Genomic DNA, 15,635 nt, shown 5'->3' on the forward strand with positions numbered 1-15,635 from the left:
GGAAAAGACGCGGCGAGCCTCACGCCCGCCGCGCCTTTATCATTTCAGCGTCGACGATCAGGCGAGCTTGGCGGCAAGCTTGGCGACGTGGGCGCCCTGGTATTTCGCGCCTTCCAGCTCGATCTCGGAAGGCTGGCGGGAGCCGTCGCCATTGGTGATGGTGGAGGCGCCGTAAGGCGAGCCGCCCTTGACTTCCTCGGTGCCCATCTGGCCTTGGAAGGCATAAGGCAACCCTGCAACAACCATGCCCTGGTGCAGGAAGGTCGGGATGAAGCCGAGGATGGTCGATTCCTGGCCGCCGTGCTGGGTTGCCGAAGAGGTGAAGACCGAACCGAGCTTGCCGACGAGTTTGCCGGCGAACCAGTGGCCGCCCGTCTGATCCCAGAAATTGCGCATCTGCGAGGCGACCGTGCCGAAGCGGGTGCCGGCGCCGACGATGATCGCGTCATAGTCGGCCAGTTCGTCGACGGTGGCGATCGGAGCCGCCTGGTCGACCTTGTAGTAGGAAGCCTTGGCGACATCTTCCGGAACCAGTTCCGGAACGCGCTTGACGGTGACGTCGGCACCGGCCGACTTCGCGCCTTCGGCAACAGCATAGGCCATGGTTTCGATATGGCCGTAAGCCGAATAATAAAGAACGAGAACCTTCGCCATCTTCAATCTCCCTTGGAGCACTGGTTGAATTTCTGACTGAGAGAGTTCTATCAGCGCCTGTTTCGGAACACAGCCATGCCTTGAAGAACTCAGTGTTCAACATCCGTAGACGAAAATTCACTTGCGTTTTCATTTCAGCAAAAATGAACGTATGCGCCGAACCGCTTGCACTTTTCGGCATCATGCGCTGGCTGTTTGCAAAGCGGCCGAACGGCACTACCTATTCACCAGCCTCAGATCACGGAACATCCCATGAGCCAAGACATCGTCGTCACCGCCGCCATGCTCGCCATTGGCGACGAACTTCTTTCCGGCCGCACCAAGGATAAAAATATCGGCCACCTCGCCGATTTGCTGACACTTTCCGGCATCGACCTCAAGGAGGTGCGCATCGTCGCCGACGACGAGGACGCGATTGTCGAGGCGCTGAACGCGCTTCGCGGCAAATATGATTACGTCTTCACCTCGGGCGGTATCGGGCCGACGCATGACGACATCACCGCTGATGCCATCTCCAAGGCTTTCGGCGTGCCCTGCGAATATGACGAGACGGCAATGACCCTGCTTGCCGAGATGTACCGGCGCCGCGAGATGGAATTCACCGAGGCGCGCCAGCGCATGGCGCGCATGCCGCGCGGGGCCGCGCATATCGCCAATCCGGTCTCGACGGCGCCCGGCTTCATCATTGGCAACGTCCATGTCATGGCCGGTGTGCCGCAGGTCTTCCAGGCGATGGTCGACAATGTGCTGCCGACGCTTCGAACCGGCACGCCGGTGCTTTCGCTCGCCATCGCCTGCCCTTACGGCGAAGGCGAGATCGGCACGCCCTTGACCGCTATCCAGAAAGCACATCCGGAAACCAGCATCGGTTCCTACCCGCGCTATATCGGCCAGAAATTCTCGACGGAGATCGTCGTACGCGGCCGCTCGCAGGCGGCAATCGATGCAGCCGGCGCCGAGGTGCAGGCGATGATCGACGCCATCCGCCAAAAGAAGGACATCGCCGAAAACCATTCCGCGGAGGCATGAGGGAAACGCCGGAACTCAAAGGCCATCCTTGATCCCTATCAAGGAACAGGAGAACGGCCCGGCGCATTCCTTCCCTCGCGCACGCCATTTCAGCGCAAGGAGAATTGACATGTCTTACAAAACCATTCTCGCCATTCTCGATACATCAGACAATAGTGCTGCGGTTGCCGATTTCGCCTTTGCCATTGCTGCGCAGAGCGGCGCCCATGTGATCGGCCTGCATGCCGAAATCATCTCCGCCGTACCGCTGGTGGCACCGATGGAGATCCCCGATCCCGTCGCCGTGCAGGCGCTGCAGGACATGGCGCACAGCGAAACGATTGCGGTTGAGCGCATCTTCAGGGCGAAAGCGGAGGCATCAGGCTCCTCCTCCGAGTGGCGCAGCTTTGCCACATCCACCGGATACGGCTCCGCGCCGCTGATCGAAAGTGCCCGCAGCGCCGACCTCTTGATCGCCTCACAGGCCGACCCGGCCAGGCCTTCCGACAGCCACGTCGACGTTGACAGCTTTCTCTTCGAAAGCGGCCGGCCGGTGCTGATGATCCCCTATATCATTCGCCAGCCGAAGCCGATCAAGCGCGTGCTGGTCGCCTGGAACGGCTCGAAGGAGGCGGCGCGGGCGACCTTCGACTCGCTACCGATCCTCAAAGCCGCCGACGAGGTGGAGATCTTTTCGGTCGATCCGGCCGACACGGCGCTGCAATCGCCGCTGACGGCTGGCGCCGACATCGCCGCTACGTTGGCACGTCATGGCGTGAAGACGACGCTTTCGACGGCACAAAGTGTGGATAAGAGCGCATCGCATGTCATCGAGAACCGGCTTTCGGACAGCAGCATCGATCTTCTCGTCATGGGCGCCTATACCCATTCCTGGCTCTGGCAGATGATCTTCGGCGGCACGACCAAGACCCTGCTGCAATCGATGACGGCGCTGACCCTGCTATCACGTTGATTGGCTGCTCTTGCCTTTTGCCGGCAAATCCCGCTAATTGCGGCGACCGATGACAGCTTCGTGCTCGGCCCCATCTCGCGCAGTTCCGGCTGCGCGATTTGCATTTTGCCGATCGCCGCTTCAAGCCCGTCCGGTCGCCGACAAACGGCGTGTCGTTTTTTCTTGCCGCGGAGCAGCCCGATGTCCCTTCCCGATAAAGCCTTTCCCGTTTCCTGGGATCAGTTCCACCGCGATGCGCGCGCCCTTGCCTGGCGGCTTGCCGGTCTTGATCAAACATTCAAGACCATCGTCTGCATTACCCGCGGCGGCCTGGTTCCGGCTGCGATCATTTCGCGCGAACTGAATATCCGGCTGATCGAGACCGTCTGCGTCGCTTCCTATCATGACTATGTGAACCAGGGCGACATGGTGCTGCTCAAGGGAATAGCACCCGAACTTATGGAAAATGGCGGCGAAGGCGTGCTCGTCGTCGACGATCTGACCGATACCGGCAAGACCGCCGCACAGGTGCGCGCCATGCTGCCGAAGGCACATTTCGCCTGCGTCTACGCCAAGCCGATGGGCGTGCCGACCGTCGACACCTTCATTACCGAGGTGAGCCAGGATACCTGGATCTACTTCCCGTGGGACATGGGCTTCACCTATCAGGAGCCGATCGCCAAGGGCGCGGGCTGATCGCCACTGATCAAAGCGCGCAACCATCGCATTTACCACTTGAAATTGTTCCAGATTTTGTCGGCGAGGTTTTCAGGATCTGCACATCTATTTTATCTTTTGCTCATAAACTCGACGACTGTGAATCGCGTCGGGTTGCGCCCAAAGCGTGCAGCGAACAATGCGGTATAAGGAAGCACGATGGCTCGATGGGGGCATATAAGAGCGGTTGTGACCGTCGGGCTGGCGGCCTTTCTGTTGCCGCTGGCGCCCGTCCTCGCTGAGCCTGCCTATGTTCCCCTCGTGCGCGATTACGTCGAGAAGCGGATCCGACCGATGGTGGAAACGCCCTTGGTGCTGAAAGCTATTGCCGAGCAAAACGCGAAATTCGGCGATGTCAGTGAAATGGATATGCGGGTGCTAGACGAGACCTACCGGTCGGAGGTCGATCAGCACCACCTGCAGATGGTCAAGCTGCTGCTCGATAAATCCATATCGCATTACCTCAAAGCCGAGCAGGACGCCTCGCAAGGGGTGGTCATCGAATTTTTCGTCACCGACAGCCATGGGCTGAATGTCGGGCAGAGCACCATCACCGCCGACTTCTGGCAGGGCGACGAGGAGAAATATCTCCAAACCTTCGCTAACGGTTCCCGCGAGATCTTCATCGACCGGGCGGAACGCAATGAATCCACCCAGAATCTCGAGACGCAAGCGAGCTTTGTCGTCATGGACGAAGAGAATAGGCCGATCGGCGTTGCTATCATCACCATCGCCATCGATGCGCTTTAAAAGCATGTCGCGCAAAACTGTGCAGCGGTTTGCGACAACGACATGACTAAGAACAAGAGCGCTGATTTCACCGGCAGATCGGCATGCTCATTTGCGCCGGAAATGCCATCATAAGATTTGCCGCAGGACTGTTTTTTGCCATTCAGAGGTTTTCCTTAGCCGGCAACGCCTGCAAGCCATTGTAATATCAGCGCTCCCCGGCTTTCCCCAATCTCCACAGGCGCATCCACAACATGTTGTGGTTAGCAATCAATTAAAAGCCAGCCCTTGACGGAATCAGCTGTTTCAAACTTTACTGATCCTGATGTTGCGGCGGCGACAGGACCGGAGGTAACGAGCCCGGTTCCCTTTTGAAAATTAGGACGCGGAATCAGGGCGATGGACCGGAAACGGTTCGGGCCTGACAGGATTTTTGCGCGATTTTCAGCCTCCAAAAAAAGTGACATCGGGACTGGCGATAATAAGCTGTTAATACTATATTTAGCGTTTGCAGCCACCATCACCACAAGATACAGGAAGGACATCTCCGGATGACACCCCTGTCACAATACGGAAACGAGACTGGCTGCGCGACGACAAAGTGCTGCCGGATAGGAATTTTGCGCCGAGGTCACGGGGACCGGGCGCCAACGCGAGGTCAAGACAATGCGCATCGAACGTCGTTTCACGAAGGCCGGCCAAGGCGCCTATGCGGATATCGAATTCCGCAAGGCGACGAGCGAGATCAAGAACCCCGACGGTTCGATCGTGTTCCGCCTCGAGAACATCGACGTTCCCGCGCAGTTCTCCCAGGTCGCGACCGACGTGCTGGCGCAGAAGTATTTTCGCAAGGCCGGCGTTCCCACCCGGCTGAAGAAGGTCGAGGAAAACGATGTTCCTTCCTTCCTGTGGCGCTCCGTTCCCGACGATGCTGCGCTGAAGACCCTGCCGAAGGATGAGCAGACCGGCTCCGAAATCGATGCGCGCCAGGTCTTCGACCGTCTTGCCGGCACCTGGACCTATTGGGGCTGGAAGGGCGGCTATTTCTCCTCCGAGGAAGATGCCTCGGCCTTCAAGGACGAGCTTGCCTATATGCTCGCCACCCAGCGCGTTGCCCCGAACTCGCCGCAGTGGTTCAACACCGGCCTGCACTGGGCCTATGGCATCGACGGTCCCGGCCAGGGCCATTTCTACGTCGACCCCTTCACCGGCAAGCTGACCAAATCCAAGTCGGCCTACGAACACCCGCAGCCGCATGCCTGCTTCATCCAGTCGGTCGAGGACGATCTCGTCAACGAAGGCGGCATCATGGATCTCTGGGTGCGTGAGGCGCGCCTGTTCAAATACGGCTCCGGTACCGGCTCCAACTTCTCGATGTTGCGCGGCGAAGGCGAAAAGCTTTCCGGCGGCGGTCGCTCCTCCGGCTTGATGAGCTTCCTGAAGATCGGCGACCGTGCGGCCGGCGCCATCAAATCGGGCGGCACGACGCGCCGCGCCGCCAAGATGGTGGTCGTCGATATCGACCATCCCGATATCGAGGAATATATCAACTGGAAGGTCAAGGAAGAGCAGAAGGTCGCGGCTCTCGTGACCGGCTCCAAGGTTGTCGCCAAGCATCTGAAGGCGATCATGAAGGCCTGCTTCAATTGCGAAGGCGGCGACAATGGCGATTGCTACGACCCCAACAAGAACCCTGCCCTGAAGCGCGAAATCCGCGCCGCCAAGAAGGACCAGGTTCCCGAGAACTACGTCCAGCGCGTCATCCAGTTTGCCCGCCAGGGCTACAAGGATCTCCAATTCAAGACCTACGACACGGATTGGGATTCGGAAGCCTACCTCACGGTATCCGGCCAGAACTCCAACAACTCCGTCTCGATCAAGGACGACTTCCTGCGCGCCGTCGAGAATGATGGCGAATGGCACCTGACCGCCCGCAAGGACGGCCGGGTGATGAAGACGCTGAAGGCGCGCGATCTCTGGGAAACCATTTCCTACGCTGCCTGGGCTTCGGCCGATCCCGGCATCCACTTCAACACGACGATGAACGACTGGCACACTTCGCCGGCCGGCGGCCCGATCCGCGGCTCGAACCCGTGCTCGGAATACATGTTCCTCGACGATACGGCCTGCAACCTTGCCTCGCTGAACCTGCTGCAGTTCAAGGACAAGGCCACCAAGCGCATCAACATCGCCGATTACGAACATGCGGTTCGCCTGTGGACCGTCGTGCTCGAAGTCTCGGTGATGATGGCGCAGTTCCCGTCGAAGCGCATTGCCGAACTCTCCTACGAATACCGCACGCTCGGCCTCGGCTACGCCAATATCGGCGGCCTGCTGATGTCGACAGGCATTCCCTATGACTCGGCTGAAGCCCGCGCCATCGCAGGTTCGCTGACCGCGATCATGACCGGCATCTGCTATGCGACCTCGGCCGAAATGGCTGCCGAGCTCGGCCCGTTCCCGAACTTTGCGCCGAACCGCGAGAGCATGCTTAAGGTCATTCGCAACCATCGCCGTGCGGCGCATGGCGAGAGCTCCGGCTATGAGGCGCTGTCGATCAACCCGGTCGCGCTGATCCATTCGGAAAACCCGGAGCAGGATCTCGTCGCCCACGCCAAATCGGCCTGGGACAAGGCGCTCGAGCTTGGTGAACAGCATGGCTACCGCAATGCCCAGGTTTCGGTCATCGCGCCCACCGGCACGATCGGTCTGGTCATGGATTGCGACACGACCGGCATCGAGCCCGACTTTGCCCTCGTCAAGTTCAAGAAGCTCGCCGGCGGCGGCTACTTCAAGATCATCAACCGTGCCGTGCCCGACGCGCTGCGCACGCTCGGCTATTCGGAAAGCCAGATCGCCGAGATCGAGGCCTATGCCGTCGGCCAAGGCAACCTGAACCAGGCACCGGCGATCAATCCGTCGACGCTGAAGACCAAGGGCTTCACCGACGAGAAGGTCGAAGCCGTCAACGCCGCCCTGAAGAGCGCCTTCGACATCAAGTTCGTCTTCAACCAGTGGACGCTCGGCGCCGACTTCCTGAAGGAGACGCTGAAGGTTTCCGACGAACAGCTCGCCGACATGAGCTTCAGCCTGCTCGACCATATCGGCTTCTCGAAGAAGGACATCGAAGCCGCCAACATCCATGTCTGCGGCGCGATGACGCTGGAAGGCGCGCCCTTCCTGAAGGCGGAACACCTGCCGGTCTTCGATTGCGCCAATCCCTGCGGCAAGATCGGCAAGCGCTACCTCTCGGTCGAAAGCCATATCCGCATGATGGCGGCTGCCCAGCCGTTCATCTCGGGTGCGATTTCCAAGACGATCAACATGCCGAACGAGGCGACCGTCGAGGATTGCAAGAACGCCTACATGCTCTCCTGGAAGCTTGGCCTCAAGGCCAACGCGCTCTATCGCGACGGCTCGAAACTGTCGCAGCCGCTCAACTCCTCGCTGATCGAGGACGAGGACGACGAGGATGCGCTGGAGGAACTGCTGCAGGCGCCGCTGGCCGCCCAGGCCGTTACCGTCACCGAGAAGATCATCGAACGGGTGATCGAGCGTGTTTCGCGCGAACGCGAGAAGCTGCCGAACCGCCGCCAGGGCTATACCCAGAAGGCCGCCGTCGGCGGACATAAGGTCTATCTCCGGACCGGCGAATTCGGCGACGGCCGCCTCGGCGAGATCTTCATCGACATGCACAAGGAAGGTGCCGCCTTCCGTGCGATGATGAACAATTTCGCCATCGCCATCTCGCTCGGCCTGCAATATGGCGTGCCGCTCGAGGAATATGTCGAAGCCTTCACCTTCACCAAGTTCGAGCCGGCCGGCATGGTCATCGGCAATGACGCGATCAAGAACGCCACCTCGATCCTCGACTATGTCTTCCGCGAGCTTGCCGTCTCCTATCTCGGCCGCCATGACCTCGCGCATGTCGATACGTCTGATTTCTCGAACACGGCGCTCGGCAAGGGCATCCAGGAGGGCAAGACCAACCTGCTCTCCACCGGCTGGACCCGCGGCTACAAGCCGACGCTGGTGTCCGGCACCGGCGGCGAACGCCAGGCAGGCGAACCCAAGGGTGCGGCCACCGCCGCCCCTGCCCGCGCCGCTTCCACCGGCACCGTGACCGCCTTTGCAGGCGCGGCTGCCCGCAAGCTGGAGCCGACGATTGCCGTCTCCACCTCCGAAATCGTCGCCTTCAAGCGTGATTACGAAGAGCGCGCCAAGGAACTGGCGGAAGAGATCGCCGAAGAGGTGACCGAGGAACTCACCAGCGACGCAACGGCACTCTTCTCCGACAAGGCGGCGGCAGACGCGGCAACGGCGAAATCCGAGGCCAAGAAGCGCGAAGCCGAACGCCGCCAGCGCTCGATCATGCAGGGCTATACCGGCAACATGTGCTCGGAGTGCCAGAACTTCACGATGGTGCGGAACGGCACCTGCGAGAAGTGCGACACGTGCGGTGCGACGAGCGGGTGCAGCTAAAGACTCTCTGAGTTCCATCGCACAGAGGGTCAATAGATCTCAAATAGATCGGCGTCGTGTCCAACCAAATGCGAGCGCCCGCTCAACTAAACTGGATTATCCAACCTAGTTGAGCGGGCGTTGTAGCGCGCCACTAGGTTTGCCAATGGCTGGACCAGGAGACGTGAAGCTTGGCCGCTAACGCCTAAGTTTATAAAATCCCAGAAAAGGGCCCGGCCGCCATTCGCTCGGGCCCTTTGGTTCAGGGCTCGCGCAGAAGGCGACCCTCCCATCGAAAGGCAGGCTGATGGCTATCCTTGGGTTTAATCTTCAGAAGGGCGAGTTGCACTTCTGCCTGATGGAAGGCACGAGAGCCGATCCGCGGTACGTCGTACACGACCGCCACCGATTCGACGTAGACCAGCCGAAGCCGGAGATGGCAAACTTCTTCAAACAGACGTTCAACGAGCTGATCGAGGCGCGGCAGCCGCAAGGCCTCGCATACCGCCTGTCGATGGACGGAAAGAAGGCCGATCAGATCGCCTACCTGACGTTCCCCTTCGGGATCCTTGCCCTGGTTGCGCACGAGCGGGGGCTGGCCGCTGACCAGTCGACCATCCACACCTTCACGAAGAAGGCGCTGGCGCATCCGGGTGACAAGTTCACGGCTTGCGACGAGCGCATTGTGGATCGCCCTGCGACTTGGCCGAACGCGGCCAAACTGGCTGCCCTTGCCGCTTGGATGAGCCTCTGATGTCGGCCGTCGCCCCCCTGACGTTCCAGCCCGGCGAGATCGTGCTGAACAAGTACGAGATCGTCCGGCCGCTCGGGAGCGGCCAGTTCGGCGACGTCTTCCACGTGATCAATCGGAACCTTGGTCGCGAGTCCGCCCTGAAGTTGATCCGCGTCGCCAATCCCGTCGAGCACCGCGCCGTCGTCGAGGCGCAGGCGCAGAGCCTTTGCGGCCACGACCACGTCGTGAAGGTGCTCACCGCCGACGTCTTCGATGGTGCCGTGCTCATTGAAATGGAGTACCTGGAAGGCGGCTCGCTGGCCGATCGGCTGCATCAGGAATTCGTGCCCGTCATCGAAACCATCGGCTACCTGAAGCAGATCCTGTTCGCCCTCGAGCACGCCCACAACCGCGGGATCGTTCACCGCGACGTCAAGCCAGGCAACATCATGCTGACGGGCGGGATCGCCAAGCTGTCGGACTTTGGCACCGTTATCCATCCGGAGAGCGGCGTGAGGGTCACGGACTTGTTCTACCGTCCGCACGCCTCGCCGGAGGCCATCAATAACAGGGAGTTCTCCGCCGCCAGCGACGTGTTCGCCGCAGGCATGACGCTGCTCCGTGCTGTGAACAACATGACGGGATGGGACGTAATATTGAGCAGCGCGGCGTGGCCTGCTCTCGTGAAGGAAGGCAAGCTCGTGAACCTGTTGGGCTTCGCCGATCACATGCCGCCGAAGCTGAAGCGCATCATCAAGAAGGCGATAAACCCCGTCGTTGCCGACAGGTACCCGACGGCTGCCGCCCTTCGGCAGGAGCTGGAGCGGCTGCGGCCGGCCCGGCGGTGGATCCGCTTGAACGACAACGAATGGACCTGCACCTTCGATGGAAGGGCGGAACGCGCCTTCTTCCAATCCGGCATCAAACCGTCCGTCGAATACACGGTCGGAGGTCGTCGCCGTCGCCCGGATTGCCAGAGCTACCGAACGGAACGCGAAGCACGGACTCGTCTGGCGGAGCTGGTGGCACGTTCAACGTTGGCGTGAGGGGTCAACCCGGCGCGAGCGGAGATCGAGTAGTCATGCCCACGCCCACGCGCTACCAATGCCTGATTTGCGGACGCCGTTTCAGGTGAGGTCCGCACCAGAAGGATGACACCGCACGGACGGCAGCCGCCAAAATTTTCACGGCCGAAGCCGGAACTCGATGTTGTGCGGCATCATTCCAGGATCACTGAACACCTCCGTTATCTCGGAAAACCTCAATGGTTCACCGGCGCGGGCAGGCTCAAGAGCCTTGATGAGGAAGGCGTTCCCATCCAGATTACAGAACGGTTCCATCGGAATAGAGATATCTATTCTTCGCTAGTGAATCGGCTGTCGGTCGCCGTCGAAAACGGATCTCCCCAACTATCAGACTTCGAGCGAGGGTGCGGAGCGGAGAATTGGGCGACTATCGCCTCACTTATTGAGACCTGTAGGATCAACGCTGTCGAACCGTTCGCATACCTGACCGCCACGCTCAGCTCCATCGTCAATGGTCACAAGCAGAGCCGGGTCGACGACCTAAATGCCTTGGAACTATTCGGAGCGAACGCACGGCTGATGTCGACCCGAAGCGGACCCATAGCGCTGGATTTCAAAACGGCTCAATGCGCGTGGTCAAGGTGCGATGCAAGCAGCGCTTACTGATAACCTATGTGTCCGACGCCCTGGAGAGCTATAGTCGGACGTGCGGCGCGGGTCCGGCTGCAAACTAGGCTGCGAGATTTTGAGGCACGAGTTCTGTGCACGGGAGGCGACTATGCGTCCTGCATTTCCGTTTCCGCCTCGGCCTCTTTCGGTGGCGGGATGATCCTGTCTTCAGGTTGCTTGTCCCGCTCGTAGTATCGAATGAGGCTGTTCATCGAATGCAGCGCCATCGCCCGGTGAGGTTCCGGCCACTGGGCAAGCTTTCCGACAACGGCAGCATAAACATCGCGGGCCCATTGCAGTTCCTCAAGCACAGGATCCCCGGGCATCGTTCGGTGATATCGATACGCAAGCAGCTTCGAACCTGCGGATAGCTCCGGGACGCCCCGGCTCATGAATTCCGCGACATGATCGACCGGAATGTCCAACAGTACCGGGGTCTGGGAAAGCTCTGGGTCGTCGGTTCGGATGAACTTGAACAGCGCCTCGAAATCACCTGCTTCCGCTTCGGCGAAGATCGAAACTGCTCGCTCATGGCGTTTCGCCGCAGCTTTTTCCAAGGACTTTGCGCGCAAGTAGGTAGCTATGTGCTGAAATTCCCCAGTCTCAGTGGAGCTGAAGCCGAGTCCGCCATGGCTATCGAATCCTGCGGGAAAATGGTCGAACTTCATCGCCTCCAAAAGTCCTGCCGCGGCAACCTCGTCGATGTACTTTTCGAAGTAGGCAACGACATCCTCTCCTGCGGTCAGGCGTTGGTCGTTCATTCCCCATTGCCGGATCGCAAGCCCCGCGGAATGAAGGATTGGCCCGTTATCCGTGTGAACCCGCTTGGCCAGTTCATCGGCAAGTATGGCAACAGCCTCGTCTGTGTCCTTCATCGGTCGCTCGTGGCTGAGCCACAATCTCCGCCATGACGGCTCGGCGTGCTCTTTGCCAAAGCCGAACTGGGTCTTTATCCAAGAATTGACTTGCAGCGGGTCCATAACCCCACTGCGTTCGAAGCCATTGATGAAACCGTAATCGATCGGTGGCGTGTCGAGGGAGAGCGAGCCGAACTTATCCGAAAACGTCTTGGCCTGCAGAAGCTGAGGATCCAACGGCGCGTGGTTGTTCCCAACTGACCGGAAGGCAAGCGTCGTCGCCAGCCCGGGAAGACGCTCGAGCGTTTCCGCATTGAGAAGGCCGCCGCGCATCCCCAGAGTCGTCGCGAGTACGACGCCCATCGTCGAGGCGACGTGTCGCTCCGGTATCTCGCCGTCTCCGATGAGGCAGTCCACGAAAGCGGAGGCGTTGTGCATGGCCCATGTCAGATTGCGGAGGTTCTGGATCTCCGAGGCCATCGCGATTTCGAGGAGGTCGTCGATACGGTCGCCCATGAACGACTTGGCAGAACCGTTCGGCATGTTCCCTATTGTGCTGTGGATCACACTCTCGTAGTCCGCTTCGATATGCGCACGTCGGCCGACGATCTTCTCGTTCTGGTCCTTCCACATGTCGCCTCCAACAAATTCCTCCAGCTTGGTCTCGTCGGTGACGAGCAGGACTCGTCGTCCGTGTTCTGCAACGAGGGAGTTGACCAGTCCCATCACTTCCCCGAAAGCGGTCTTTTCCATCCGCTCGAGATCGTCGAAGACGAAGACAAAGTCGTTGAGACGCTTGATCGCCTTCTTTCCGAGCTTGTCCATCGCACCCTTGGTCGCATCCTTGACACGAAAGAACTCCCCGACCCCCAGTGCTATGGTGCCAGCGATCCCGGCCGCGATCGCCTCCCCGGGGCAGGCCGCCTTGTAGATGCGCATTTCGACGTCGGCGGCCGAGGTCGCGCCGAACAGGCTCACGAACAGAAACGGAGTGTGATGGAGACGCTTGGCATTCATCTCTCGCATCCGCGCGGGCTCGTAGACGTTTTGCAGGAAAAACGTTTTGCCGCTGCCCCAGCGGCCCTCTATCAGTACTGCATGCGGAACAGACAGCGTATCGGCATCGAGATATGCATCCAGGACTTTGAGGGCATGCTCGTTCATTCGCAGCGGCTCCGGTGGTGAGTGGGACAGGAATGTATGCATCATCGGCGTACACGCCAAGGACCAGGTCGGTAGATAATCCGCCGTTCGCCGGTGACGCCGCTCGTCTCGCCATCCAGACTACGCGGGCAAGCGCAAGCTTCTCCGCAGTGACAGTGTCCGCGGCAAGCACACGCTCGTCGCACCAAGTGCGTAACTGGCCGAGAAGACCCCTGTCATTCGTAGAGATATTCGCCTCCGCCCAGCCTCCAATCGCCGGCCCCTCGACAACGAGACCGTTGCTGGAGGCGTTCGACGAATCCAGAACGAGCTGCCTGTCCGTCAAATACACCTTGCCGTGAAGCTTGGGGTCGGAGAGAACCTCGACCTTGCCTCCCAGCTTTTTCAGCTCCTCGATCTCATTTGGATTGCAGGCACCGGATTCAAGATTGCAGACTACTCGCTGCGACCGCCATTCTTTGCGCTGTAGACCGATGCGATGAATATCGACTATGTCGCCTGCATCGAAGCATTTGACCCGTGAGGCAGTTCGTGACTTTTGCCTATGACAATCACGCCCTCGACCTGAGGAGCGATGCCGATTTCTTCTTCCTCCTCACCGGAAGTTACCTGCGCGTCACCGGCCGTCGACTTGTCCAGGACGGGCAAGGGCCGGACTGGCTCTATAACGACGCGCCTTTCGTGGTCCTTGCCCACAATACCCTGCCCGACCCGCGCTTTATCTATGCCAACTGCACGGCGCAGACCTGCTTCGAATACAGCTGGGATGAATTCATCACGCTGCCGTCGCGGCTTTCGGCTGAACAGCCCGATCTCGCCGAGCGCCAGCGGCTGCTCGATGCCGTCACGCGTGATGGTTTTATCGATAATGGCCGCGGTGTCAGGGTCGCGAAATCGGGCCGCCGTTTCTGGGTCGACAACTTCACCGTCTGGCAGCTGATCGATGACGCGGGCAAGCGGTTGGGCCAGGCTGCGATATTCTCTTCATGGCGCGATGCGTAGTTTCTACGGTTTCACGCGGCTGGGATGCGCCGCCTGGAAGGCGGGCAGTTCGGCGCATCTGGCGTCGATGTCGGTGATGCGCCTGAAAGCGGTCATATCTACTCCCCAGCGGCGAGCGTTGTAGACTTGGGGAACGAGACAGAGGTCCGCCATCGTCGGCGCATCTCCAAAGCTGAACGCGCCATCGGCTTCGCCGATCATCGCTTCCAGTTTGCCCAGCCCGTCGGAGATGAAATGTTTCATCCATTCCTCGCGAGCATCGGGCTTATCCGTCATGCTCATCAGATGCGACACGACATGCAGGTTGCAGATCGGATGGATGTCCATGGCGACCACATATGCGAGGGCGCGGACTTTCTGGCGATCGACAATATCCGGTGGCAGCAATCCGCATTCCGGCCGGGTCTCGGCGAGATATTCGATGATCGCCAGCGACTGCGTCAGTGTTTTCCCGTCGACCACCAGTGTCGGCACGAAGCCCTGCGGATTGAGCGCCAGATATTCCGGAGTCTTGTGTGCCCCTTCCAACAGGTTGATGGGCCCGGTCTGATAATCGATACCCAAAAGATTGAGCGCGATGCGGACGCGATAGCTCGCCGATGATCGCCAGTAGTCGTAAAGGACCACCTCGCTCATTGCGGTTCGGCCCCTTGGTATTTCTCGACAGTCTGCTCGATCGCCCCGAAGATCGAATGGCCGGCCCTATCCTTCATCTCGATGCGAACCTGATCCCCGAACTTCATGAAGGGGGTCTTCGGTGATCCGGTCTCGATCGTCTCGATCATCCTGATTTCGGCAATGCAGGAGTAGCCGTCTCCTCCCTCTTCTACCGATCTGCCCGGGCCGCCATTGAGCTTGTTGGACACCGTCCCCGAGCCGATGATTGTTCCGGCCAGGAGGTTACGGGTTTTGGCGGCATGAGCGATCAGTTGGCCAAAATCGAACGTCATGTCGATGCCGGCATTGGCCTTGCCGAACAGCTTGCCGTTCAAGCTCACCAGCAGCGGGAGATGCAGCTTACCGCCATCCCAGGCCTCTCCGAACTCGTCCGGCGTCACCGCGACCGGGGAAAATGCCGATGCCGGCTTCGACTGGAAAAACCAAATCCCTTGGCCAATTCGTCCGGGATCAGACCGCGCAGCGACACGTCGTTGACGAGCATCAGCAGGCGGATGGCGTCGCGTGCGGCCTCCGGGCTGCAACCCATGGCGACGTCGCCGGTAATGACGGCGACCTCGCCTTCCATGTCGATCCCGTAAGCCTCGTCAGCCATCACGATCGGGTCGCGCGGCGCAAGGAAAGCGTCCGAGCCGCCCTGATAGATCAGCGGATCGGTCCAGAAACTCGCCGGCATTTCGGCGCCGCGCGCCTTGCGCACCAGCTCGACATGGTTGACGTAAGCGGAGCCATCGGCCCATTGATAGGCCCGCGGCAAAGGTGACGTAGCGTCATGTTCGTGAAACCGGATCGTCGGCTGGGCGCCGGTCTCGACGCCTTCGGCAATGAGCTGGAGTCTCGGAGCCACATGCTCCCAGTCGTCGAGTGCTGCCTGCAATGTGCGGGCGATGTGGCCGACTTCGGAACAGCGGGTCAGGTCGCGGGACACGACGACGAGCCGGCCGTCCCGCGTGGAGTCTTTTAACGTTGCAAGCTTCATGTCCGAA

The 15,635-nt window shown here is 60.1% G+C and carries 12 protein-coding genes and 2 pseudogenes; 9 read left to right on the forward strand and 5 right to left on the reverse strand.

What is annotated here, in order from left to right:
• Positions 1-57: 57 nt before the first annotated feature.
• Positions 58-654 carry an NAD(P)H:quinone oxidoreductase type IV gene (gene wrbA / locus ACS4RR_RS16305; RefSeq protein ID WP_456189026.1) on the reverse strand — a complete coding sequence of 199 codons (597 nt, stop codon included), beginning with the start codon at positions 652-654 and terminating at the stop codon, positions 58-60.
• A gap of 252 nt (positions 655-906) precedes the next feature.
• Here wrbA and ACS4RR_RS16310 point away from each other — a divergent pair, with 252 nt between their 5' ends.
• From ACS4RR_RS16310 to ACS4RR_RS16325, 4 genes are all read left to right on the forward strand, one after another.
• The gene (locus tag ACS4RR_RS16310; protein WP_456189027.1) at positions 907-1,683 is read left to right on the forward strand and encodes a competence/damage-inducible protein A; all 777 of its coding nucleotides are present in this window, start codon (positions 907-909) and stop codon (positions 1,681-1,683) included.
• 109 nt (positions 1,684-1,792) lie between these two features.
• Positions 1,793-2,635, forward strand: a complete 843-nt coding sequence (locus ACS4RR_RS16315) for a putative universal stress family protein (RefSeq protein ID WP_456189028.1) — start codon at positions 1,793-1,795, stop codon at positions 2,633-2,635.
• Between the two features lie 180 nt (positions 2,636-2,815).
• Positions 2,816-3,310, forward strand: coding sequence for a xanthine phosphoribosyltransferase (gene gpt, locus ACS4RR_RS16320; protein ID WP_456189029.1), 495 nt, complete (start codon positions 2,816-2,818; stop codon positions 3,308-3,310).
• A gap of 180 nt (positions 3,311-3,490) precedes the next feature.
• Positions 3,491-4,081 carry a hypothetical protein gene (locus ACS4RR_RS16325; protein WP_456189030.1) on the forward strand — a complete coding sequence of 197 codons (591 nt, stop codon included), beginning with the start codon at positions 3,491-3,493 and terminating at the stop codon, positions 4,079-4,081.
• 242 nt (positions 4,082-4,323) lie between these two features.
• Here the strand turns inward: ACS4RR_RS16325 and ACS4RR_RS16330 are convergent, their stop codons facing one another.
• Entirely contained in the window at positions 4,324-4,605 is a 282-nt protein-coding gene (locus ACS4RR_RS16330; protein WP_170258133.1) for a hypothetical protein, read from the reverse strand.
• 121 nt (positions 4,606-4,726) lie between these two features.
• Between ACS4RR_RS16330 and ACS4RR_RS16335 the strand changes: the two genes are divergently transcribed.
• The 4 genes and pseudogenes from ACS4RR_RS16335 to ACS4RR_RS16350 all read left to right on the forward strand — a co-directional run.
• On the forward strand, positions 4,727-8,542 hold the full coding sequence (locus tag ACS4RR_RS16335) for a vitamin B12-dependent ribonucleotide reductase (RefSeq protein WP_456189031.1): 3,816 nt from the start codon (positions 4,727-4,729) through the stop codon (positions 8,540-8,542).
• A gap of 286 nt (positions 8,543-8,828) precedes the next feature.
• Positions 8,829-9,275, forward strand: coding sequence for a hypothetical protein (locus ACS4RR_RS16340; protein ID WP_017960100.1), 447 nt, complete (start codon positions 8,829-8,831; stop codon positions 9,273-9,275).
• Positions 9,275-10,300, forward strand: coding sequence for a serine/threonine-protein kinase (locus tag ACS4RR_RS16345; protein ID WP_456189032.1), 1,026 nt, complete (start codon positions 9,275-9,277; stop codon positions 10,298-10,300). Before ACS4RR_RS16340 ends, ACS4RR_RS16345 begins: the two co-directional genes overlap by 1 nt.
• A gap of 387 nt (positions 10,301-10,687) precedes the next feature.
• A pseudogene (locus tag ACS4RR_RS16350) lies at positions 10,688-10,859 on the forward strand (transposase domain-containing protein); the annotation flags it as partial.
• 196 nt (positions 10,860-11,055) lie between these two features.
• Here the strand turns inward: ACS4RR_RS16350 and ACS4RR_RS16355 are convergent.
• Positions 11,056-12,969 carry a P-loop NTPase fold protein gene (locus ACS4RR_RS16355; protein ID WP_456189033.1) on the reverse strand — a complete coding sequence of 638 codons (1,914 nt, stop codon included), beginning with the start codon at positions 12,967-12,969 and terminating at the stop codon, positions 11,056-11,058.
• Between the two features lie 531 nt (positions 12,970-13,500).
• Between ACS4RR_RS16355 and ACS4RR_RS16360 the strand changes: the two genes are divergently transcribed.
• Positions 13,501-13,971, forward strand: a complete 471-nt coding sequence (locus tag ACS4RR_RS16360) for an MEKHLA domain-containing protein (protein WP_170258129.1) — start codon at positions 13,501-13,503, stop codon at positions 13,969-13,971.
• A 3-nt stretch (positions 13,972-13,974) separates the two neighbouring features.
• On the opposite strand, the gene maiA is transcribed toward ACS4RR_RS16360, so the two are convergent.
• Both maiA and ACS4RR_RS16370 read right to left on the reverse strand, forming a co-directional pair.
• A complete protein-coding gene (gene maiA, locus ACS4RR_RS16365; RefSeq protein WP_456189034.1) occupies positions 13,975-14,607 on the reverse strand; it encodes a maleylacetoacetate isomerase in 633 nt (210 codons plus the stop codon).
• A pseudogene (locus tag ACS4RR_RS16370) lies at positions 14,604-15,628 on the reverse strand (fumarylacetoacetate hydrolase family protein). The gene maiA and the pseudogene ACS4RR_RS16370 overlap by 4 nt, the downstream one beginning before the upstream one ends.
• Between the last annotated feature and the right edge of the window lie 7 nt (positions 15,629-15,635).

This window comes from Rhizobium zaerense, from assembly GCF_051810725.1.
Lineage (GTDB): Bacteria > Pseudomonadota > Alphaproteobacteria > Rhizobiales > Rhizobiaceae > Rhizobium > Rhizobium leguminosarum_I.

Bases quoted from the DNA above. Each gene is read 5' to 3' on its own strand.
- wrbA (WP_456189026.1), bottom strand. From the start codon at position 654: ATGGCGAAGGTTCTCGTTCTTTATTATTCGGCTTACGGCCATATCGAA.
- ACS4RR_RS16310 (WP_456189027.1), top strand. From the start codon at position 907: ATGAGCCAAGACATCGTCGTCACCGCCGCCATGCTCGCCATTGGCGAC.
- ACS4RR_RS16315 (WP_456189028.1), top strand. From the start codon at position 1,793: ATGTCTTACAAAACCATTCTCGCCATTCTCGATACATCAGACAATAGT.
- gpt (WP_456189029.1), top strand. From the start codon at position 2,816: ATGTCCCTTCCCGATAAAGCCTTTCCCGTTTCCTGGGATCAGTTCCAC.
- ACS4RR_RS16325 (WP_456189030.1), top strand. From the start codon at position 3,491: ATGGCTCGATGGGGGCATATAAGAGCGGTTGTGACCGTCGGGCTGGCG.
- ACS4RR_RS16330 (WP_170258133.1), bottom strand. From the start codon at position 4,605: ATGTCCTTCCTGTATCTTGTGGTGATGGTGGCTGCAAACGCTAAATAT.
- ACS4RR_RS16335 (WP_456189031.1), top strand. From the start codon at position 4,727: ATGCGCATCGAACGTCGTTTCACGAAGGCCGGCCAAGGCGCCTATGCG.
- ACS4RR_RS16340 (WP_017960100.1), top strand. From the start codon at position 8,829: ATGGCTATCCTTGGGTTTAATCTTCAGAAGGGCGAGTTGCACTTCTGC.
- ACS4RR_RS16345 (WP_456189032.1), top strand. From the start codon at position 9,275: ATGTCGGCCGTCGCCCCCCTGACGTTCCAGCCCGGCGAGATCGTGCTG.
- ACS4RR_RS16355 (WP_456189033.1), bottom strand. From the start codon at position 12,969: ATGAACGAGCATGCCCTCAAAGTCCTGGATGCATATCTCGATGCCGAT.
- maiA (WP_456189034.1), bottom strand. From the start codon at position 14,607: ATGAGCGAGGTGGTCCTTTACGACTACTGGCGATCATCGGCGAGCTAT.